This is a genomic window from Amycolatopsis sp. NPDC049252 (genome assembly GCF_043197175.1).
Lineage (GTDB): Bacteria > Actinomycetota > Actinomycetes > Mycobacteriales > Pseudonocardiaceae > Amycolatopsis.
The window spans coordinates 31666-51612 of record NZ_JBICSQ010000065.1; the positions used below are offsets into that span (position 1 = coordinate 31666).

Annotated in this window: 19 protein-coding genes and 1 pseudogene; 9 read left to right on the top strand and 11 right to left on the bottom strand. The window is 71.8% G+C overall.

Features of this window, described 5'->3' with window-relative positions:
* Nucleotides 1–93 precede the first annotated feature (93 nt).
* Both ACGFMK_RS38105 and ACGFMK_RS38110 read right to left on the bottom strand, forming a co-directional pair.
* Nucleotides 94–912: a class I SAM-dependent methyltransferase gene (locus ACGFMK_RS38105; protein WP_392773895.1), complete on the bottom strand. Its 819-nt coding sequence runs from the start codon at nucleotides 910–912 to the stop codon at nucleotides 94–96.
* 70 nt (nucleotides 913–982) lie between these two features.
* Nucleotides 983–1837, bottom strand: coding sequence for a sigma-70 family RNA polymerase sigma factor (locus ACGFMK_RS38110; RefSeq protein WP_392773896.1), 855 nt, complete (start codon nucleotides 1835–1837; stop codon nucleotides 983–985).
* A 64-nt stretch (nucleotides 1838–1901) separates the two neighbouring features.
* Here ACGFMK_RS38110 and ACGFMK_RS38115 point away from each other — a divergent pair, with 64 nt between their 5' ends.
* A complete protein-coding gene (locus ACGFMK_RS38115) occupies nucleotides 1902–2918 on the top strand; it encodes an alkene reductase (RefSeq protein WP_392773898.1) in 1017 nt (338 codons plus the stop codon).
* On the opposite strand, the gene ACGFMK_RS38120 is transcribed toward ACGFMK_RS38115, so the two are convergent.
* Complete coding sequence (locus ACGFMK_RS38120; protein ID WP_392773899.1) at nucleotides 2919–3257, bottom strand: VOC family protein; 339 nt, start codon at nucleotides 3255–3257, stop codon at nucleotides 2919–2921.
* Nucleotides 3258–3375: 118 nt separating this feature from the next.
* Between ACGFMK_RS38120 and ACGFMK_RS38125 the strand changes: the two genes are divergently transcribed.
* Nucleotides 3376–3807 carry a hypothetical protein gene (locus tag ACGFMK_RS38125; protein WP_392773901.1) on the top strand — a complete coding sequence of 144 codons (432 nt, stop codon included), beginning with the start codon at nucleotides 3376–3378 and terminating at the stop codon, nucleotides 3805–3807.
* 231 nt (nucleotides 3808–4038) lie between these two features.
* Here the strand turns inward: ACGFMK_RS38125 and ACGFMK_RS38130 are convergent, their stop codons facing one another.
* Nucleotides 4039–5076 carry a C40 family peptidase gene (locus tag ACGFMK_RS38130; RefSeq protein ID WP_392773902.1) on the bottom strand — a complete coding sequence of 346 codons (1038 nt, stop codon included), beginning with the start codon at nucleotides 5074–5076 and terminating at the stop codon, nucleotides 4039–4041.
* Nucleotides 5077–5157: 81 nt separating this feature from the next.
* On the opposite strand from ACGFMK_RS38130, the gene ACGFMK_RS38135 reads away from it, so the two are divergent.
* The 5 genes from ACGFMK_RS38135 (at nucleotide 5158) to ACGFMK_RS38155 (ending at nucleotide 8875) form a co-directional block, all read left to right on the top strand.
* Nucleotides 5158–5958: a biotin--[acetyl-CoA-carboxylase] ligase gene (locus ACGFMK_RS38135; protein WP_392773904.1), complete on the top strand. Its 801-nt coding sequence runs from the start codon at nucleotides 5158–5160 to the stop codon at nucleotides 5956–5958.
* Between the two features lie 85 nt (nucleotides 5959–6043).
* Nucleotides 6044–6610 carry a PH domain-containing protein gene (locus ACGFMK_RS38140; protein WP_323334693.1) on the top strand — a complete coding sequence of 189 codons (567 nt, stop codon included), beginning with the start codon at nucleotides 6044–6046 and terminating at the stop codon, nucleotides 6608–6610.
* Complete coding sequence (locus tag ACGFMK_RS38145) at nucleotides 6610–7539, top strand: hydroxymethylglutaryl-CoA lyase (RefSeq protein ID WP_392773906.1); 930 nt, start codon at nucleotides 6610–6612, stop codon at nucleotides 7537–7539. Before ACGFMK_RS38140 ends, ACGFMK_RS38145 begins: the two co-directional genes overlap by 1 nt.
* Before the next feature lie 110 nt (nucleotides 7540–7649).
* Nucleotides 7650–8618 (top strand): TNT domain-containing protein, encoded by a 969-nt coding sequence (locus ACGFMK_RS38150; RefSeq protein WP_392773908.1) that lies wholly within the window; start codon nucleotides 7650–7652, stop codon nucleotides 8616–8618.
* Nucleotides 8615–8875 carry a hypothetical protein gene (locus tag ACGFMK_RS38155; RefSeq protein ID WP_103353123.1) on the top strand — a complete coding sequence of 87 codons (261 nt, stop codon included), beginning with the start codon at nucleotides 8615–8617 and terminating at the stop codon, nucleotides 8873–8875. Before ACGFMK_RS38150 ends, ACGFMK_RS38155 begins: the two co-directional genes overlap by 4 nt.
* Nucleotides 8876–8931: 56 nt before the next feature.
* Here ACGFMK_RS38155 and ACGFMK_RS38160 read toward each other — a convergent pair whose 3' ends face one another.
* Both ACGFMK_RS38160 and hisN read right to left on the bottom strand, forming a co-directional pair.
* Nucleotides 8932–12177, bottom strand: a complete 3246-nt coding sequence (locus tag ACGFMK_RS38160) for a GH92 family glycosyl hydrolase (protein ID WP_392773911.1) — start codon at nucleotides 12175–12177, stop codon at nucleotides 8932–8934.
* Nucleotides 12178–12312: 135 nt separating this feature from the next.
* A complete protein-coding gene (hisN, locus tag ACGFMK_RS38165) occupies nucleotides 12313–13098 on the bottom strand; it encodes a histidinol-phosphatase (protein ID WP_392773923.1) in 786 nt (261 codons plus the stop codon).
* A gap of 42 nt (nucleotides 13099–13140) precedes the next feature.
* Here hisN and ACGFMK_RS38170 point away from each other — a divergent pair, with 42 nt between their 5' ends.
* Nucleotides 13141–13836, top strand: coding sequence for a response regulator transcription factor (locus ACGFMK_RS38170; protein WP_392773925.1), 696 nt, complete (start codon nucleotides 13141–13143; stop codon nucleotides 13834–13836).
* A 3-nt stretch (nucleotides 13837–13839) separates the two neighbouring features.
* Nucleotides 13840–15123, top strand: coding sequence for an ATP-binding protein (locus ACGFMK_RS38175; RefSeq protein ID WP_392773913.1), 1284 nt, complete (start codon nucleotides 13840–13842; stop codon nucleotides 15121–15123).
* Nucleotides 15124–15142: 19 nt separating this feature from the next.
* Here the strand turns inward: ACGFMK_RS38175 and ACGFMK_RS38180 are convergent, their stop codons facing one another.
* From ACGFMK_RS38180 to ACGFMK_RS38200, 5 genes and pseudogenes are all read right to left on the bottom strand, one after another.
* Nucleotides 15143–15991 carry an NAD(P)H-binding protein gene (locus ACGFMK_RS38180; protein ID WP_392773914.1) on the bottom strand — a complete coding sequence of 283 codons (849 nt, stop codon included), beginning with the start codon at nucleotides 15989–15991 and terminating at the stop codon, nucleotides 15143–15145.
* Nucleotides 15992–16000: 9 nt separating this feature from the next.
* A complete protein-coding gene (locus tag ACGFMK_RS38185; protein ID WP_392773916.1) occupies nucleotides 16001–17305 on the bottom strand; it encodes an MFS transporter in 1305 nt (434 codons plus the stop codon).
* Between the two features lie 242 nt (nucleotides 17306–17547).
* On the bottom strand, nucleotides 17548–18075 hold the full coding sequence (locus ACGFMK_RS38190) for a GtrA family protein (protein ID WP_392773917.1): 528 nt from the start codon (nucleotides 18073–18075) through the stop codon (nucleotides 17548–17550).
* Between the two features lie 38 nt (nucleotides 18076–18113).
* A complete protein-coding gene (locus ACGFMK_RS38195; protein WP_392773919.1) occupies nucleotides 18114–18623 on the bottom strand; it encodes a GtrA family protein in 510 nt (169 codons plus the stop codon).
* Between the two features lie 10 nt (nucleotides 18624–18633).
* A pseudogene (locus ACGFMK_RS38200) lies at nucleotides 18634–19947 on the bottom strand (RNA polymerase subunit sigma); the annotation flags it as partial.

Here is a 19947-nt window from a genome sequence, read left to right on the forward strand (position 1 = left end):
GCGCCGGGATGCTTTGGTGAGGTCGGGGAGAGGCGCCGGATGCGGTGATGGCGGACAGCGCAGACCTGGGCCCGAGGTGAGAGGTGGGCCGGGTCAGGGCCTCCTTCCCGTCACGAGCCATGCTGTGCCGCGTAGCTTGACTGCGTCCGGGCCCTCGAACGGTTTCAGTGCCTCGGTGAGTGCTTCCCTTGCCCCACTTGCGGTTTCGGCGTCCACCTGGCTCAGGTGGTGGCGGACCGGGCCCCAGTCCGTGATGAACGCTGCCGCGTCCGGGACAGTGCGGCCCCAGGTTTGGTCGGCCTCGACGTGGGTGCACTCCACGTCCTCGAAACCCGCTTCGGTCAGTACCGCGCGGGTGCGGGACGGGTCGGCGAAGGAGGTCGGGCCGCTGCCGTCCGGGCCCGTCGGCTGGGGCAGGTACGGCGCCATCGCGCCGAACACCCGGCCCAGGTCCGTGTCCGCCAAGGCCGTCATGCACAGCAATGCGAGCCGGCCGCCGGGACTCAATGCTCGGTGGACGTTTGTGAACGCCGCCACCGGGTCGGCGAAGAACATCACTCCGAAACGGCTCACCGCCAGGTCGAACGCGCCTTCGGGGAACGGGTGGACCTGGACGTCACCCTGCTCGAACGCCACGTTCGGAACCTCCGCCGATCGCGAACGCGCCGTCGTGAGCATCGGGCCGGACAGGTCGACGCCCGTCGCGGACGTGGCCCGTGCGGCCACCTCCCGGGTCAGCTGGCCGTTGCCGCAGCCGATGTCGAGCACCCGGTCCGCCGGCCTCACCAGCTCCAGGACGAAGGTGTTGAACCCGCCGTTCACGCCGTCGTAGCGGTCGGCGTGCGACGCCCAGTGCTCTCCCTCGTAGCCGTTCCACGCTTCTGCCTGCGCTGTGTTGACGACCCCAGTCATCCTCTACTCCTTCGTTATGAACGCACGTTCATGAACATGTGTTCATACTCCCGCCGACGGCCGGACGACGTCAAGACCACGGACAGGTGATCCGCAGCGAAGCCAGCCGCGCGGGGTCGGCGATCACGTCGTAACCGGCCACCCGGTCGCCTTCGATCGTCACCGCGAGGGCGAGCACCAACCGGCCGCGCGGGGCCACGACGACGCCGATCGCGCCGTCCACCAAGGCCGTTTCCGCGAAGTGGGCCCGCTTCCCGAACACCTGCGTCTCCTGCGCCACCGCACGTGCCCCGCGGACCTCGAGGGGCGCCCCCACCGGCAGCGCGGCCGCGTCGGCACGGCGCACGACGTCCGGGGCGAGGACCGCCAGCAGCTCGTCGAGGTCACCGCCGCGGGCCGCCGCCAGGAACGCGTCGACGACCCGGCGGTGCCGGGTGAGGTCGGCGGCGGGCAGGGCGGAGGTGCCCCGGACCCGCGCCCGGGCCCGGCTCGCGAGCTTCTTCGCCGCCACCGGCGTCCGGTCCAGCACCGGCGCGATCCGGTCGAACGGCACCGCGAACAGGTCGTGCAGCACGAACGCGACCCGTTCGGCCGGACCCAGCGCGTCCAGCACGACGAGCAGCGCGCGGCCCACCGCGTCGGCCAGCTCCACCTCGCCCGCCGGATCGGCGTCCGCGGCCGGCTCCGGAAGCAGCTCGACCGGGTCCTCCCGCCGCGCCTTCCGCGACCGCAACGCGTCGAGGCAGACGCGGGCGACGACCGTGGTCAGCCAGGCCGCGACGTTGTCGACGCCGTTCGTGCGGCTCAGCCGCAGCCACGCCTCCTGGACGGCGTCGTCCGCTTCGGCCGCCGAGCCCAGCATCCGGCAGGCCAGTCCGCGCAGCCTGCCGCGCTCGGCCTCGAACCGCTCCGCCAGCTCGTCCATCGGTCACCTTCCGCTCGCCCCGGCCGTCGACCTCATGACGATTCTCCGCGACCCGAGGTGACCGATGAGCTTGCTGACCCCTGCCGACCTGGGCGGATGGCGCCTGCCGAACCGCGTGGTGCTGGCGCCGACGACCCGCGCCCGCGGCAGCGTGCCCACCGAGCTGCAGGCCGAGTACTACGCGCGGCGGGCGGGCGCCGGGCTCGTCATCACCGAGGGGACCTGGGTGAGCGAGCGGGCGGTCGGGTTCCGGAACGTCCCCGGGGTGTACACCGGCGAGCAGGTCGCGGGGTGGCGGCGGGTCACCGACGTCGTGCACGCGCTCGGCGGGCGGATCGTGCTGCAGCTGTGGCACACCGGCGCGGTGTCGCACGCGGAGCTCCTCGGTGCGCGGCCCGCGGGGCCGTCCGCGGTCGATCCGGAGGAGACGGTGTACCTAGCCGGTGGGCGGCAGCGGACGGAGACGCCGAGGGAGCTGGGCGTCGAGGAGATCCGGCAGGTCGTCGAGGACTACCGGACGGCCGCGGCGAACGCCCGGCGCGCCGGGTTCGACGGCGTCGAGGTCGCCGCGCACGGCGTCTACCTGCTCGCGCAGTTCCTGCAGCCACGGCTGAACCGGCGCCGCGACGCGTACGGCGGTTCGGCGCGGGCGCGGCGGAAGCTGGTGCTCGACGTCGTCGACGCCGCTGCCGGGACCGGGATCGCCGTGGGCGTGCGGCTTTCGCCGTACTGGACCGGCGGACTGTTCACAGTGGACGAATCCGTGCGGCGCGACCACGACGACCTGGTCCGTGCGCTGGACAAGGTCGCGTACCTGCACCTGAGAGGACCCGACACCGGACCGGACTTCGCCGCTTTCGCGCGCTATCGGAAGCTGTTCGACGGACCGCTGATCGTCAACAACGGCTTCGACCTGGCCTCGGGAAACGCCGTGGTCGAGGCGGGGATCGCCGACGCCGTTTCGTACGCACGCCACTTCGTCGCGAACCCCGATCTGGTGACGCGGTTCGCGCTCGGCCGCGAGCTCGCCGCCGGTGATCCGGCGACGTACTACGGCGGCGGGGTCAGGGGATACCTGTGATCACTCCTCCGGGCGCCAGACGGCCAGCTCACTCCCTCCCGGCTCGCGGAAGTGGAACCGGCGCCCGCCGGGGAAGCCGAACGGCTCGACCGTCACCACCCCACCGGCCTCCTCCACCGCTTCGCGGGCCGCCACCAGGTCGTCCGTGCGGATCGTGACCAGCGGCGCGCGGGCCTGTTCGGCCGCGTTCGCCTGGAAACCGAACGTGATCCCGGCGGCGCGGACGTCCGCGTACTCCGGACCGTATGGCGTGGTCGCCCAGCCGAACGCGCGCTCGAAGAACCGGCCCGACGCCGCGGACGACGTGGACGGGAACTCGACGAAGTCGACTTCGTACATGCCGCGGACGCTAGCGGTGACCACCGACAAAAACCGGTCGGCGAAATCGGCCGGATGGCCATTGCGCCGCGACCGGACGACCGATGTGACGCGGCAGGCGGCCCGCGAAGCTCGTCGCATGAACACGAGCACGAAGTTGATCGGCGTCGGCGCGGCTCTGGTGGTCACCCTGACCGGGTGCGGGCTCAAGGAGGGCATCGACGAGAACGCCAACGGGCACGTCAAGACCGTCGACTACGCGAGTGGCGCGGCGGGCAAGGCCGACCGGGACACGAAGCTGCCGGGCTGGGTGCCGGACCAGGCGAAGGGCGTCACGGAGGTCATCCGGACCACCGGCTCGGAGCGAATCCTGCGGTTCACGACCGCGAGCCTGCCGCCGGCCTGCGTGCTGGGCGCACCGGCGAAGACGGCGGCGACGCTGACGGCCGACTGGTGGCCGCGCGGTGCGGAGGGGAAGACCGACCGGATCTGCGACCAGGACTGGCACGTCTTCGCCGCGGACGGCGCGGTGTTCGCCTACAAGCCGGAGACGATCGAGCAGAAGGCGTGACTCAGGCGGGGCGGCCCGCGCCCGCGTACCGTCCGGTCGACTGGTCCGACTCTCGGTCTTCCGACCGGACGGTCGGGACCACGGACGTGGCTGGACGCTCCTACCACATTGCCCGCCAAGAGCGTCTTGGCGACATGCTCGACCCAGGCGGCGAAATTCAGCGTGCCGGAACCCGGGGGAAGATCGATGAACTTCGTGCTGCAAGCACGTCCGGACCCACTGCCTGAGTGACTACGCGGGGCGGCCCGCGCCCGCGTAGTCGTCGCCCTTCGAGTGGTACGTGTGGATCTGGATCGCCTGGCCCTCGGTCGGCGCGTTGATCATCAGGCCGTTGCCCAGGTACAGCCCGACGTGGTGGATGCGGGTCGCGGGGCTGCCGTAGAAGACCAGGTCGCCCAGCCGCGGCTCCTGCGACGGCGGGACCTGCGGGATCGCGCGGAACTGGCTGTCGGCCGTCCGCGGCAGCGCGACGCCCGCGCTGTCGTACGACGCCTTCGTCAGGCCCGAGCAGTCGAAGCCGGCCGCGCCCGCGTCCGGGCCGTTGCCGCCCCAGACGTACGGGAGGCCGAGCTGGCCGAGGGCGAACCGGGCCGCCTGGACCGACGGAGTGCCCGCGCGGGACGGGTCGAGCGAGAGCGTCGCGTACAGCTGCGCCATGCCGAGCACACGCTGGCGGAACAGCTCGCTTTCGCTGCCCGGGTGGTAGGCCGCGATGGCCTTCCACCAGCCCGCGCCGGCGCCGAGGTCGGTGCCGCCCGCGCAGAGGGCCCGGCCGGCCGCGACCGACGGCGAATCCGGGGTCGCGCCGTACTTCTTGGCCTGCGCCGCCGACAGCCCGAGCAGGTTCTCGCCGCCGCGCCCGTGGTTCGAGGCGGCCGAGCCGACGCCGGCGAGCGTGACCCACGAGAGGTGGCACGACGGGTCTTCGCCGCGCAGGGTCAGCTCGCCGTTCGCGTAGCCGATGAGCGCGGTCGCGGGGATGTCGAGGGGCCCGGCCAGCTGGTCGGCCCACTGCTGCAGCGGCGACTTGCCGCCGGCGCCGGACGCGCCCTGCCCCGGCTCCTGGGCCTTGACCGGTGCGCTCACCTCGAGGACCGAGGGGCCAGACGCCGCGCCGGCGGCCGCCGGCAATGGCGCGGGGGCCGGTGCGGGTTCCGGGGTGCGGTCCGCCAGCAGCCAGCCCGCCGTGACCAGCCCGGCGACGAGCGGGAGCGCGACGAGGCCGCGCAGGGCCGCACCACGAGCCCAGGAAGTCGGCTTGGTCGTCACGGGGTCCAACTTAGAAGAGCGCACCTCTGTGTGAACGAGCGAGCGGCTTGCACGTTAGGGGGACTCCCATATGGTGGGCACATGCCTGAGATCGACGCTGCCCGGCTGACCGCGGCGCTCAAGGACCGCTACGCGCGGGTCGACGTCGTCGATTCGACCGGGTCCACCAACGCCGACCTGCGGAAAGCTGTCGACGAAGGCGCCGCGGACCGGACCGTTCTGCTGGCCGAGACGCAGACCGCGGGGGTCGGCAGGCGCGCGCGGTCCTGGAGTTCGCCGAAGGGCGCCGGACTGTACCTGAGCGTCGCGCTGCGGCCGTCCGGCGTGTCGTTCGCGGCGCTCGGGTCACTGTCCGTCGTCGCCGGGCTCGCCGTCCGGGCCGCCGCGGCCGGCCTGGGTGTCGAGGCCGTGCTGAAGTGGCCGAACGACGTCCTCATCGGCCGCGCGAAGTGCGCGGGGATCCTCGCCGAGGCGGTCGCGGGCGCCGACCCGTCGATCGTGCTCGGGATCGGGCTCAACGTCCTGCCGCTCGGCGACGTCCAGCCGGGGCCCGGCGGGCTGCCCGCGACGTCGCTCGCCGAGCACGGCGCCACGACCACCGACCGCACCGACGTCGCCATCGCGCTGCTCACCGAGCTCGACGACCTCGAACGGCGCTGGCGCTTCGCGGCCGGCGACCTCACCGAAGCCGGCCTGCTCGGCGACTACCGCGCCCACTGCGCGACCCTCGGCCAGGACGTCGAGGTGCAGCTGCCGGACGGCACGTCCCTCACCGGCCGGGCGGCCGACATCGACGCCGCCGGGCAGCTGCAGGTCGACATGGCGGGCGGCCAGCGCCACACCGTCTTCGCGGGTGACGTGGTGCACGTCCGCCCGGCCTGAAACTTTGGGGCGTTGCACTCACCGGCCGGGCGTCTCGCCGGTACGGTGAGGCGACACCGCCGCACCGACCTTGGGAGCGTCCGCCGTGGCCTATCCGGACGATTTGCTCAGTGAGCAAGAGCACGTCGTGGTGCACAGTCACCCGCACTTCAAGATGCTGATCTTCCCGACGCTCGCGCTGCTGGTCACCCTGGGCGCGGGCACCTGGCTCGCGATCCTCGCGAAGGACGCCGGCTCGCCGTGGAACACGGTCGGGCTGATCGCCATCGGGGTCGTGGCCCTCGTGCTGGTGGTGTGGCTGTTCCTGACGCCGTTCGTGCGCTGGCGCACCACCCACTTCATCGTCACGACCGACCGCCTCATCGCCCGCGAGGGCGTGCTGAAGCGCACCGGCATCGACATCCCGATGAGCCGCATCAACAGCGTCCAGTTCGAGCACGGGCTGCTCGACCGGGTCTTCGGCTGCGGCACGCTGATCATTGAGTCGGCGTCCGACGAGCCGCTGCGGTTCGAGGACATCCCGCACGTCGAGCGGGTGCACACGGTGATCTACCGCGAGGTCAACGACAACCCGCACGACGACTACCGGGCGCCCGGGCCCCAGCAGACCGAACCGTTGCCGCCGCAGCCGCGCGGCGACCGCCGACGCTGATGGGCACGCGCGCACTGGGCCTGCCCGAACGGGTCCCCTCGGCGGGTGAGCTGCCGGAGCGGGTCACGATCTGGGAGGTCGGCCCGCGGGACGGCCTGCAGAACGAGAAGACGATCGTCCCGGTCGGGGTCAAGCTGGAGTTCCTCGACCGGCTCGCCGGCGCGGGCCTCACCACCCTGGAGGCGACCAGCTTCGTGCACCCGAAGTGGGTACCGCAGCTGGCCGACGCCGAGGAGCTGCTGGCCGGGCTCGACCGCCGCGACGGCGTCCGCTACCCGGTGCTGGTGCCGAACGAGAAGGGCCTGAACCGGGCCCTCGAAGCCGGCGTCGAGCACATCGCGATCTTCGCCAGCGCGACGGAGACTTTCGCGCGCAAGAACCTCAACTCGTCGTTGGACGAGCAGTTCGCGATGTTCGAGCCGGTGGTCACCCGGGCCCGCGAGGCCGGCCTGGACGTCCGTGGTTACCTCTCGATGTGCTTCGGTGACCCGTGGGAAGGCGTCGTGCCGGCGAAGCAGGTCGCCGACGCGGGCCGGCGGCTGCTGGAGCTGGGCTGCACGCAGCTCTCGCTCGGCGACACCATCGGCGTCGCGACGGCGGGCCAGGTCGAGAACCTGATCGGGCTCTTCGGCGATGTCGGTAGTTTGGCCGTGCACTTCCACGACACCTACGGTCAGGCTCTCGCCAACACGCTGGCGGCGCTCCGATGTGGAGTGTCGACTGTGGACTCTTCGGCGGGCGGGCTGGGTGGCTGCCCGTACGCCGAGTCGGCCACCGGGAACCTGGCGACCGAGGACCTGGTGTGGATGCTGGACGGGCTGGGCGTCGCCCACGGCGTCGATCTGGACGCCCTGGTGTCGACCAGCACGTGGATGGCGGGACAGCTCGGCCGCCCGAGCCCGTCCCGCGTGGTCGCCGCGCTGAGCTGACCTCGGTGCCGCCCGGTCGGGGCGGGTGCGGTATCAAGGGTGACCGGCAGCGCCGCGGCCGCGTCGAAGAGTTTTGTGCCCGTGGGCACCGACCGAGCCGGAGGATGGGTGTGACCGAGCCTTCCGAGGCGGGCTCAGAGCCGGTCGAGGCCGACCTCGAGGCGGATCTGGATACCGGGCCGATCCAGCTGCCCGGGTACGGCCTGACGGATTCCGGCGCGTTCGAAGAGGCGCCGACCCCGCCCTCGGGCAATCCCGCGGCGTGGCCGCACGCGGTGTCGCCGCTGCTGCCGCCGTTCCCGCTGCCCCCGGCCCCGCCCGTGCCCCCGGCCCCGGCCGGCCCGCCTCCGCCGGTGGCCGGGCCGCCACCGAACCCGGGTTCGCCCGCGCCGTTGCCCCCGCTGGGCTCGCCGCGCAAGGAACGGGAAAGCGTTGTCGCGCTCTTCCTGGTGCACATGTTCCCGATCGGGCACCTGCCGATCGCGATGGACCGGCCCGCGCTGCAGCTGCCGTTGCCCGACGACCCGGACGGGTTCCCGCCGAACGACCACCCGGACGCCCGGCTGATCTTCGACGACCAGGCCCTCACCAACGTCACCGCGGGCTTCCGCCGGTCGCCGACCGCGGCGCCGCTGCCGGTGCCGCGGTACGTCACCGCGAACTACGTCCCGTACGCGCACGCGACGCAGGCGGTGTGGATTCGCCGGTTCGTCGTCGGCGACGGCCCGCTCGGGCCCGAGTACGCCTGGCCGCCGGGAGAGCAGTACCCCGAAGGCGGGCTGTACTTCGCCGAGCCGGTGATGGTGCCGGTCAACACCGTGCTCGACCGCTTCGGGCCGGCGTACGGGCGGGTTTTCGCCGCGGACGGGACACCGTTCGCGGAACGCTCCCTGCCGCCCGCGATGCGCGACGCCGAATACCGGCGCTACGTCGTGGTGCGGCGGGTGCCGATGTGGCGCTCGGAGTCCGCGCACTGGTTCGGCCAGGTCGGCGGCGGCACCCGGTACCGTGCCCTGCTGGGGGCGGACGAGCTCGTCACCCTCGGCTACCTGGCCGAGGCCAAGGGAGAGGACGCATGAACACGCAGTCGATCCAGCGCTGGCTCGGGGTACTGGGAGTGCCGCCGGAAGTCGTCTCGCTCGGCGCCGAGGTCGACAACGCCTGGTGCCTGATGCAGGGCGAGGACGAGGCGTGGGAGGTGTTCTGGCGCGAGCAGGGCAACCGTTACGACTGGGCGCGGTTCACCAGCGAACAGGTCGCGTGCCACTACCTCTTCGGCCGGCTGGCCTGGGCGCAGGTCGCCCGCGGCGCCGTCGGCCTGCTGCCCGGCAAGTGAAAGCCGTGAATGTCGCATTGAGGGACTTAGAGTCCCTCAATGCGACATTCACGGACTTAGGACACGGCGCAGGTGAAGACGTGCGCCGCAGCGGGGCCGGTCGAGGTGGGCAGGGTGACGGACTTGACCTGCTTGGCCGGGTTCAGGGCGATCGGCGCCGTCGCGAACAGGTACGATGTGTACGGCCGCGACAGCCGGAACATGTACCGCGGGAAGGCCGAGTTCACGTACGGCACCTGCGCGACGACGGTGTTCCCGAACTGCGGGGTCTCCGCGCCGCCCTTCAGCAGCCACTCCGACAGGCCCAGCGCGCCCTGCTGCGTCGAGCCGTCGGTGTAGGTGACGGTCACGCTGCCCTGCGCGTCACCGCCGGTCGCCGAGCCGAGGAACGACAGCTTCGTCGCACCCGCCGGGGCGTCCACCGCCAGCGTTTGCCCCGCGGCGATCACGTTGTCCGGTGAGCCGGCCGGGCTCGACGGCCAGGTGAACTCCCGCACCTTCGCGCCCGGCTTGACGCCGCTCGTGGCCAGGCCCTGCGCGGAGTAGGCGAACTGGCCGGGGTAGAGGTCCGTCCCGCCGAAGTCGCCGTACTGGACGAACCGGTCGTCCGTGACGCCGACGTTCGTGCTCGCCGCCTGCAGCGTCCCCGGCGTCCCGACGGTCACCGGCAGGTACGACGGGAGCTGCCCGCCGAACTCCACCGGCACGCTGGTGTACGCGTCCGGTGTCCCCGCGGCCGCGGCCACGCGAACCTGCTGTGACGACGTCCCGTGAGCGCCCACCGTGAGCGTCCCGCTCGACGGCGTCACGGTGATGCCGGCCGGCGGCTTCGCGTGCCAGGTGACCTGGCCCTGGCCGGTGATGCCCTCGGCGATGACGGTCGCCGTCGCCGGGGGACCGCCCGGTGCAGCGACGATCCGGCCCGGGCCGACGCGACCCCGCACCGGCACCTCACCGTCGCGGAAGGACGGCGGCGCGTCCGAAGCACCGGAGCCCCACGACGTCGGCGACGTGCCGAGCGTGAAGTCGAGCCGTCCGCCGTTCACCGCGAACGACTCCGGCAGCCACGGCTTCGTGCTCGCCTTCCCGTTGACGTTCAGGCTCTTCACGTACTTCACCGAGCTGGACGCGCCGGGCGCGGTGATCGTGATCCGCTGCCCGGTCGCCCGGGTGAGCGTGATCTTCGGGAACATCGGGCTGGCCAGCACCATCTCGGCGCGGCCGGGCGCCTCCGGGTACATGCCGAGCGCGGCGAAGACGTACCACGCCGACGTCGCGCCGAGGTCGTCGTTGCCGGGCAGGCCGTCCTCGGTCGGCTTGAACAGCAGCTCCGCCGAGCGGCGCACGATGTCCTGGGTCTTCGACGGCGCGCCCGCGTAGGCGTACTCCCACGGCACCTCGAACGACGGCTCGTTCGACATGAACGCGTACGGCGAACTGGCGTCGCTGTTCAGCTTCGTGAAGAAGAAGTCGAGACGCTTCTTGACGGCGTCGTCGCCGCCCATCGCGTCGAAGAGGCCGCGGACGTTGTAGGGCACCATCCACGTGTACTGTGCCGCGTTCCCTTCCTGGTAGCGCATTTCCTGGTACTCCGCGGGATCGAACGGCGAGAGGAACTGCCCGTCGCGCATCCGGGTCTGCAGGTAGCCGGTGGCCGGGTTGTAGACGTTCTCCCAGTACTGGGCGCGGGTCATGAACTGCTGGTACGTCTTCGGGTCGCCGAGGCGCCGCGCGAGCTGGGCGATGCCGAAGTCGGCGGTCGTGTCCTCGAGCATGTCCGAGACGTTGTTGGGGTGGTAGCCCAGCGTCTGGTAATCGGACAGGCCGGGGCGCTCGAGGGCGCGTTCACCGGCTTGCTGCACGCGCGTGGCGCCGGTGACCATGGACTTCAACGCCTGCGCCGCGTCGAAGTCCGTGGCACCGAAGGCGTACGTGCTGGCGATGATCGAGTGGTACGGGTCGCCGCCCATCACGCCCATGAAGTCGTTGTTCTGCGACCAGCGGTCCCAGACCCCGCCGGCCTGGTTCGCCTGGTTGAGCATGGACTGCGCCATGTCGGCGGCCTCGTGCGGCGCGAGCATCGAGAGCAGCTGGACCTCGTCGCGGTAGGTGTCCCAGCCGGAGAAGTTCGCGTACTGCGCGTGGCCCGGTTTCGCGCGGTGGATCGCCTTGTCGAAGCCCGGGTAACGACCGTCCACATCGGAGAAGACGTTGGGCTGCAACAGGGTGTGGTAGAGCGCGGTGTAGAAGGTGCGCGTGGCCGCGTCCGTGCCGCCTTCGACGGTGATCTGCCGCAGCCGGTCGTTCCAGGTTTGCCGGGCCTGGGCTTTGACCGTCTCGAAGGAGTCGTGACGTTGCTCCGCGGCGACGTTCAGCCGCGCACCGGCGGCGTCCACATAGGACAGGCCGACGCGGACCTGCACCGGCTTGGCCGGGTCGAAACTCAGGTAGGCGCCGGAGCCGCCGTCGGCGGTGACGACCTGCTTGTCCCAGGTCGCCTTGCTCAGGTCGCCGCCGTGGGCGCTGGTCGCGTTCGGCGTTACGGTGGCGTTCTGCCAGGTGCCGGACGTCGTGAACGGCTGGTCGAAGGACGCGGTGAAGTAGACCTTGTAGGTGTTGGGGCCGCGGCAGAAGTGCCCGCTGGAGACCCAGCCCTCGACGGTCCGCTTGGCCGGGTCGACGGTCACGGACGCGTCGTCACTGCCCATCGCGGACTGCGCGACGTCGATCAGGAGCGTCGCGGGGGAGTTCTTCGGGAAGGTGAAGCGGCCGAGGCCGGAGTGCTGGGTCGCGGTCAGCTCGGTGGTGATGCCGGAGTCGGTGGTCACCTTGTAGTAGCCGGGTGACGCGGATTCGTTGGCGTGGCTGAAGGTGGGGAAGTACTTGGTGCTGTCGACCGCGGGCGAGGTGCTGATCTGCCCGGCGAACGGCAGGAACGGGACGTCACCGGCCGCGCCGCCGCAGCCGGCGCCGTTGAAGTGGGTGAGGCTGAAGCCGCGGAGCTGGTTCTCCTCCCAGGCGTAACCGCCGTCGCGGTCGTGGGCGTAGTAGCGGCCCTGGCCGGCGGGCGGCTTGGGCTGCAGGGGCGTGTCGGGGCTCCACTGCACCATGCCGAACGGGACGTCGGCGCCGGGGAACGTGTCGCCGGCGTAGGTGTTGGTCTCGGGGGTGTCGCCGGCTTTCGCGCCGACGAACGGGTTGACGTAGGCGGCGAGGTCTCGGCTCTGGGTCTCGGCGACAGCGGGACTGGCCACGGCCGTGACCAGGGGAATGATCAAAGCCGCGGTGACGACTCTGCGCATGCTCTTCCTCCCGGGGTGAGCGGATCACCGCGGGCTGACAACGTTGTCAGAAGACACGGTGACCCGGCGAGCACTGGGAGTGAACCACCGGTGGTTCCGGCCGGTCAAGAAGTGCCCGCCAGGCGGCCTATCCCGTTAACGCTTGAGGATCCCCAGGACGTCGTCGTGCAGCAGGCCGTTCGTCGACAACGCGCTCCCGTTGTCGTACCGGCCCAGCCCGGCCAGGTCGCTGAACCGGCCGCCCGCCTCGGTGACGATCACCTGTGCCGCCGCGACGTCCCACGGGTTCACGATGCACTCCGCCGCCACGTCCATCGCGCCCTCGGCGACCAGGACGTGGTGCCAGAAGTCGCCGAACGCGCGGGTCTCCCAGCACGCGTCCACCAGGTCCAGGTACTTCTCGCGCGAGTGGTACTTCGTCCACGAGTTCAGGTCCGTTGTGGACAGATAGGCGTCCGAAAGGGAGGAAACACCAGAAACCGACAGCTGACGCGTCCCGGCGGTGTCGGAAGAGAAGGCACCCGAACCCGCGGCCGCCCACCAGCGGCGGCCCAGCAGCGGGGCGCTGATCATGCCGACCACGGGGTCGCCGTCGACGACCAGCGCGATCAGGGTCGCCCAGACGGGTACACCCCGGAGGAAGTTCTTGGTGCCGTCGATCGGGTCGAGCACCCACGCCCGGCCCGTCGCGGCCGATCCGCCGCGCTCCTCGCCGAGCACCGCGTCGTCCGGGCGCTCGGCGGCCAGCACCGAGCGGATCGCGTCTTCGACCGCGGTGTCCGCGTCGGTCACCGGGGTGCGGTCGGGCTTGCGCTCGATCCTCAGGTCCAGGGCGCGGAACCGCGCCGTCGTGATCGCGTCGGCGGCGTCAGCCAGCCGGGTGGCGAGGGCCAGATCATCTCCGTAGCCAGGCACGGTCACGATGGTTTCACGCCTCACCGCCGTAGAGTTGACCAGGTGAGCATGGTCCTACTTGCCGAAGACGATCCGGCCATCGCCGAACCGCTCTCCCGCGCCCTCGAACGTGAGGGATACGAGATCCACGTCGTCACCGACGGCCCTTCGGTGCTCGACGCCACCGCCGCCCAGAAAGTCGACCTGCTCGTGCTGGACCTCGGGCTGCCCGGCATGGACGGTCTCGAGGTCTGCCGTCGCCTCCGGGCCAACGGCACCGAGCTACCCGTCCTGATGCTCACCGCGCGCACCGACGAGGTCGACTTCGTCGTCGGCCTCGACGCGGGCGCCGACGACTACGTCGCCAAGCCGTTCCGGCTGGCCGAGCTCCTCGCCCGGATCCGCGCGCTGCTGCGCCGCCGGGTGCCCGAGGTGCTCGAGGCCGGCGGGGTGCGGATGGACCTCGGAGCCCGGCTCGTCACCGTCGACCTGCACGAGGTGCAGCTGGCGAACAAGGAGTTCGAGCTGCTGCGCGTGCTCATGAGCCGCGCCGGGCAGGTCGTCAGCCGCGACGAGATCCTCGCCGAGGTCTGGAACGACCTCGAGTCGAAGACGTCCAAGACGCTCGACATGCACATGTCGTGGCTGCGGCGGAAGCTCGCCATCGCCGGGGACGAGGCCGCCGGCCGCAGCAGCAAGACCCACGACGGCGAACGCCGGATCGCCACGGTCCGCGGCGTCGGCTTCCGCTTCAACGCCGAATAAGCCGTGCGCCGCCGCATCCTGCTGGCCATCCTGCTCGCCGTCGCGGTGACGGCGGCGGTCCTCGGCATCCCGCTGGGCATCGTCGCGAGCTGGCAGATCGAGTCGAGCTACCGGGAGACGCTCGCCGAGAACGCCCGCGCCGCGGCGGCGATCCTCGACACGGAGATCGCGAACGGCCAGGACATCGACCTCGACCAGGTGCGGGCCGCGGTCCCGGCCAACGGCCTGCTGACCGTGCGCGCCAGCAACCAGATCGAGAAGCGCTACGGCAGCGACCCGGGCGACGACACCGTCACCGAGTCGGCCGACCTGGCCCGCGACGGCAAGGTCGAGATCGCCGTCCCGGCCGGCCCGATGCACGAGCGGCAGACGACCGTGACGCTCGTCGTCATCCTGCTGGTGCTGCTGTCGATCGGCACCGGCGCGGTGGTGGCGCTGGTGACGGCGCGGCGGCTGGCGAAACCCCTGCGGCACGTCGCCGAACGCGCGTCCCGCCTCGGCGGCGGCGACTTCCGGCCCGACACCAGCCGCTACGGCGTCGGCGAGCTCGACATGGTCGCCGAGGCCCTGGACGCGTCCGGTTCGGCGCTCGCCCAGCTCGTGCAGCGGGAACGGCAGCTGGTCGGGGACGTCTCGCACCAGCTGCGCAGCCGGCTGACCGCGCTGCAGCTGCGGCTGGAGCCGCTGACCATGCACCCGGACGGCGAGGTGGCCGACGAGTCGAAGGCCGCGCAGGAGCAGGCCGACCGGCTCGCCGAGGCGCTCGAAGGGCTGCTGGCGGCCGCGCGCGCGGCGCGCGAGGTCGGTGCCGAACCCGTCGACCTGCCCCACCAGCTGCCCCAGATGTCCCAGGAGTGGCGCGAGCTGCTCCGCTCGGAAGGCCGCAACCTGCGGATGCGCGTCGCCGACGGGCTGATGGCGCGGGCCACGCCCGGCCGCCTTCGCGAGGTCGTCGGCGTCCTGCTGGACAACGCGCTGCGCCACGGCTCGGGCACGGTCAGCGTGGTCGGCCGCCGCGGCGACGCCGAGGGCACCGTCGTGATCGAGGTCAGCGACACCGGCTCCGGCGTCCCCGACGAGCTCGCCCCGCACATCTTCGAACGCGGCTTCTCCGGCGGCGGCTCCACGGGTGTCGGGCTGGCGCTCGCTCGGGCCCTGGTCGAGGCCGACGGCGGGCGGCTGGAGCTGTCGAACCGCCGTCCGGCCGTGTTCAGCCTGTTCCTCAAGGTCCCCAAGCCCAGCGACGTGCCCGAGGTGCGCTGGCCCGCGGAGCGCGTCCCGCGCTAGCTCCCCCGCGACGAGCACGTCACCCCCGGTAATGGGAGGCGAACGCGGCCGCGTTCTCACGCGCCCACTCCGGGAACGTTCGCGGCGGCCGGCCGAGCAACCGCGCGACGGTGCCGAAGACGACGTGCTCGTGCGCGGCGGACTCCCGCTTGAGCGCGAAGAAGCCGTCGACGGCTTCGGCGGGCCAGCCGTACATCCGCGTCATGCGTTCGCGCGCGGCGGTTTCGGGCTCTTCGACGTACTTGATCGTGCGGCCGGTCGCTTCGGAAATAACGGCGACCTGCTGTTCGGTGGTGAGTGCTTCGCCGCCGGTCAGCTCGTAGGTCGCGCCTTCGTGGCCGGACGTCGTGAGCGCGAGGGTGGCGACCGCGGCGATGTCCCGGACGTGTACCAGCGCGGACGCCGGGTCACCTTCGGGCACGTACACGGCGTTCTCCTCACGGATCGTGCGCACCCAGGCGAAACGGTTGTCCATGAACGCGCCGGGCCGCAGGATCGTCCACGCCGGACCGGCTTCGCGGACGGCCTGCTCGGCTTCGGCGTGGGCGCGGGTGATCGGATCCGTCTGTCCGAAGTGGACACCGGTGGTGGACAGCTTGACGAGGTGGGTGACACCGGCGTCGGCGGCGGCCCGCGCGATGGCTCCCTCGCGCCGGGACCCTTGTGTGAGCACGAAAACGCGGTCCGCGCCGTCGAACAGCGCGGGCAGATCGGCGGTTTCAAGGTCGGCCTGGACGACGTCGGCCCGCCGGTCGATCCGGTCCTTGGCCGGGTCACGCGTCAGCGCGCGGACCGCGGCACCGGCGTCGAGCAGGGCAGGGACGAGGGCGCGGCCGACCTTGCCGGTGGCACCGAGGACGAAGATCATGGGGTTCTCCTAGTGGTGGTCGCGCAGCGGGATGTGCGGGAGCGCGAACGCCGTCACGAGGGCGAGCGCGAGCACGGGCAGCAGGGCGACGAAGACGCCGTGGGTCCCGGCGCGGTAGGCGAAGCCGAGCGCGACCGGGCCGAGGGCCGAGCCGAGCGCGCGGGCGAGGTTGACGCCGGCGGCGACCGCGCCCCGATCCGCGGCCGGCGCGGTGTTCTGCGTGGCCAGCGCGAGGACCTGTAGGTTGAGCCCGGCCGCGAGCCCGAAGACGACGAGGCAGCCGAGGACGGCCGGGAGCGGGCTGTGTTCGTCCAGCGTCGTCAGGCCGAGCACCGCGAGCAGGCCGAGTGCCGTGCTCAGCCGCGGCGCCCAGCGGTAGTGACCGGTGCGGGCGATGACCCGGCTCGCGACGGCCGAGGAGACCGCCACGGCGATCGTCATCGGCACGAGCCGCAGGCCGCCTTCCGCCGGGCCGGCGTCGGCCTGCAGGAAGACCGCGATGTAGTTGATCGAGCCGAGGAAGGCGAACCCGGCGAGCACGCTGAGCACGACGGACACCGTGAAGGTCCGGTCGCGGAAGAGCCGCAGCGGAAGCACGGGCGCTTTCGCCCGTCGTTCGACGAGGACGAAGGTGCCGGCGGCCGCGGCGCCGAGGGTGGTCGACCACGGCGTCAGCAGCGTGAACCCGGTGATCGTCACGCCGAGCAGGACGACACCGGCGAAGTCGAACGGGGCGTCCTTGCGCCGCCGCGGCAGGTCCAGGTGCTTGAGCAGCACGACGGCGAGCAGGCCGAGCGGCAGGTTGACCAGGAAGATCGACCGCCACCCGGCCACCCCGGTCAACAGCCCGCCGACTACGGGCCCCGCGAGCGAGGCGACGGCGAAGCAGATCGAGAACCACCCGAAGTACTTCGCGCCTTCGCGGGGCGTGAACATTTCGCCGAGTGAAGCGCCCACGGAGACGAAGAGGCCGCCGGAGCCGGCGCCCTGCAGGACACGCCCGGCGACGAGCAGCCCGGCCGACGGCGCCAGGCCGCAGGCGAGGGAACCGAGCAGGAAGAGGGCGAGTGCGCCCAGGAGCACACGTTTGCGCCCGAAGACGTCACCGAGCTTGCCGTGGATCGGCGCGGTGACGCTCCCGGCGAGCAGGTAGGCGGTGGTGACCCAGGCGTAGGCCCCGGTCCCGCCGAACTCGGCGGCGACCCGGGGGAGCGCGGTGGCGACGACCTGGGCGTCGAGCATCGCGAGGAAAACGGACAGGAACAGCCCGGCGAGGGCGAGTTTTCGGGCGCGCGAAGGCGCGATTGTGATCAAGGGATGTCCTCGTGAAGAGGGGACGAGAGATGTCCGGACGCGCTGGAAAACGCGCCGGCGTCGAGTCGGGAAAAGGCTCCATCGTCATCCGCGGACGGATGCGACCTCTTCGCGCTCGGAAACCACCTCGAATCGTCCCGCTCGCCCGGTGCGAATCCGGACGGCGTCCTCACGAAGGAACACTGACGAAGTGGACTGTAGACAACTACATGTCAGGAGACAAGTACTTTTACGGGGCGCGGTCAGCGCAGGCGGGTCACCGAGTCGCCGTCCCGGCGCCGCTCACCCAGCTCGTCCGGGAAGACCCACTTCTTGAAGCCCCAGAAGCGGAAGAACATCGCCAGCAGCATGCCGATGATCGACCCGCTCGCGAAGTCCGCGACCTCCTGCACCAGCCGCGTCACGTGGGGGACCTCGAGGTCCAGCACGTACCGCGAGACGTACAGCGGGATCAGGTTCACCACGACCGCGATGCCGCTGATCACGAAGAACAGCGCGGCCTCGTGGTGGCGTTCCCGCCCGCCGCGGGTGCGGAACGACCACTCGCGGTTGAGGATGTACGACACGATCGTCGCGACGATGATCGCGATCGCCTTGGCCGTGGTCGGTTTCGACTCCAGCACCGAGAGCTTCAGGAAGTACCAGACGCCGTTGTCGACGAGGAACGTCGTGCCGCCCACGATCGCGAACTTCAGCAGCTCCCGGTGCTTGATCAGCACCGAACGCAGTGGCTCCGGCGTCCGCTTGAGCACGGTTTCCACAACGGTCACAACGGCCAGTCTAGGAGCACACCGCCGTGACCTGTGGTTCAGGCAGCCTTGCTGCCGTGAATGTCCGGATCGTCCACGGCTTCGACGGCTTCGGCCAGCGATCGGGCGTCCTCGTCCGGGAAAACCCACTTCTTGAACGCCCACCAGCGGAACACCGTGCCGAGCAGGGTGCCGATGATGATGCCGCTGACGAAGTCGGCCACTTCGACGCCGAGCGGGGAGAGCTGCGGCGCCTGGAGGTGGAGGACGTACCGCGAGAACCATTGCGGCAGCGCGTTCAGGCCCAGCGCGATCCCGCTGATCAGGAAGAACAGCGCGGCCTCGTGGTGACGCTCGCGGCCGCCGCGGGTGCGGAAGGACCACTCGCGGTTGGCGACGTAGGAAAAGATCGTCGCGACCAGGACGCCGATCATCAGCGCCGTGACCGGGTGGGTCCGCAGCACGGTGAACTTCAGGCCGTAGTTGACGGACATCGTGATCACGAAGCTGATCCCGCCGACAACGGCGAAGCGGAGGAGCTCGCGATGCTTTTTCAGCAGCTCGCGCACCGCGCGGACGCTACCCGGTCAGCCAGCCGAAACCCTTTTCGGGGGTGACCGTCGGCTGCTTGGCGCCCGGTTTGCCGGGAACGGGCGGGGCGCTTGAAGTGGTCGACGACGCCGGTGGGGTTTTTGTCGGTTCGGTTTCCGTCTTCGCCGGCGGTGTGGCGGTCTTCGTCGGAGACGGCTTGTGTTTCGAAGGCGTCGTGGCCGACGTCGAGGGCGTGGACGGGGTGGTCGTCGGGGTCGGCGGCAGCGGGTCCTTGCCGCACCAGTGGTGCCAGCAGCCGAAGTCGACGGTCACCGGCCCCGCCGACGCCTTGCCGAGCTGCGCCCCGATCGTCACCTGCCCGTCGTCGGGACGGCCCTTCAGCCGCACCCACAGGTTGACGTGCTGGCCGGGGGCCACCGCGCCGGTCGTCGTGCAGGTCGCGCCCGCCGCGGTCGGTGTGCACGGGAAGCCGCGCAGGCTCCACCACTGCCAGAGCGCGTGGTCGAAGGTGACCGTGACCGGCCTGGTCGTCTCGCCGGTGTTGCGGACGCGCACGTAGACCAGCGGGTTGCGGGTCCAGGGGAACGCCGAGAGCCCGTCGCCCTCCGCTTCCAGGACCACGGCGTCCGGTGGCTGCTTCACGGTGACCTTGACGCTGATGTCGACGCTGATCTGCACGCCGGCCGTGACCGAGCCGGTCACCTTGCCGCCGGTCGCGTCGTCGTCGGCTTCGAGCCGGAAGTTGAGCGTCGCGCTCTGGCCGGGCTGCAGGCCGACACCCGTCTTGCACGTCACCGTGCCCTCGCCGCCCGGGCAGTTCACCGAGATCGGAGCGGCCGCGTCCGGCGCGAACGCCATCGCCGCGCCGCCACCGCCCGTCTCGACCGCGCGGACTCCCGGCGGCAGCTTCAGCGCGGCGACCACCGGCTCGGACGCGCCGCCACCGTCGTTGCGCACGGTGATCGGCAGGCTGACGGGCCCGGCGCCGGGCTGCAGCTCGACGCCGTCCGGCGGGGTCGTCGCGGACATCGACGGCGAGGCCGGGGCGGGCGGCGCCGTCGTGGGGGTCGGCGTGGGGGCCGGCGCGGGTGCGGGCGGCTGCTGCGCGGGCGGGGCCACCGGCGGCGGCGCGGGCACGACCGGAGGCGCGGCGGGCGGTGCCGGGGGAGCGGGCGGGGCCGGTGGCTGCGGGGCGGGCGGCTGCGGCTTCGGCGGTGGCGGCTGGACCGGCTGGACGACCGGTGGCGGCACCTGGGCCACGGCGGGGATCTCCTGCGTCCCGCCGCCGGCCGTCAGCGCGATGACGATGGCCGCGACGACCGCCGTCCCGGAGGCGGCGAC

Coding starts and splice junctions, on each gene's coding strand:
- ACGFMK_RS38105 (WP_392773895.1), bottom strand. CDS start 912: ATGACTGGGGTCGTCAACACAGCGCAGGCAGAAGCGTGGAACGGCTAC.
- ACGFMK_RS38110 (WP_392773896.1), bottom strand. CDS start 1,837: ATGGACGAGCTGGCGGAGCGGTTCGAGGCCGAGCGCGGCAGGCTGCGC.
- ACGFMK_RS38115 (WP_392773898.1), top strand. CDS start 1,902: ATGAGCTTGCTGACCCCTGCCGACCTGGGCGGATGGCGCCTGCCGAAC.
- ACGFMK_RS38120 (WP_392773899.1), bottom strand. CDS start 3,257: ATGTACGAAGTCGACTTCGTCGAGTTCCCGTCCACGTCGTCCGCGGCG.
- ACGFMK_RS38125 (WP_392773901.1), top strand. CDS start 3,376: ATGAACACGAGCACGAAGTTGATCGGCGTCGGCGCGGCTCTGGTGGTC.
- ACGFMK_RS38135 (WP_392773904.1), top strand. CDS start 5,158: ATGCCTGAGATCGACGCTGCCCGGCTGACCGCGGCGCTCAAGGACCGC.
- ACGFMK_RS38145 (WP_392773906.1), top strand. CDS start 6,610: ATGGGCACGCGCGCACTGGGCCTGCCCGAACGGGTCCCCTCGGCGGGT.
- ACGFMK_RS38155 (WP_103353123.1), top strand. CDS start 8,615: ATGAACACGCAGTCGATCCAGCGCTGGCTCGGGGTACTGGGAGTGCCG.
- ACGFMK_RS38160 (WP_392773911.1), bottom strand. CDS start 12,177: ATGCGCAGAGTCGTCACCGCGGCTTTGATCATTCCCCTGGTCACGGCC.
- ACGFMK_RS38170 (WP_392773925.1), top strand. CDS start 13,141: ATGGTCCTACTTGCCGAAGACGATCCGGCCATCGCCGAACCGCTCTCC.
- ACGFMK_RS38180 (WP_392773914.1), bottom strand. CDS start 15,991: ATGATCTTCGTCCTCGGTGCCACCGGCAAGGTCGGCCGCGCCCTCGTC.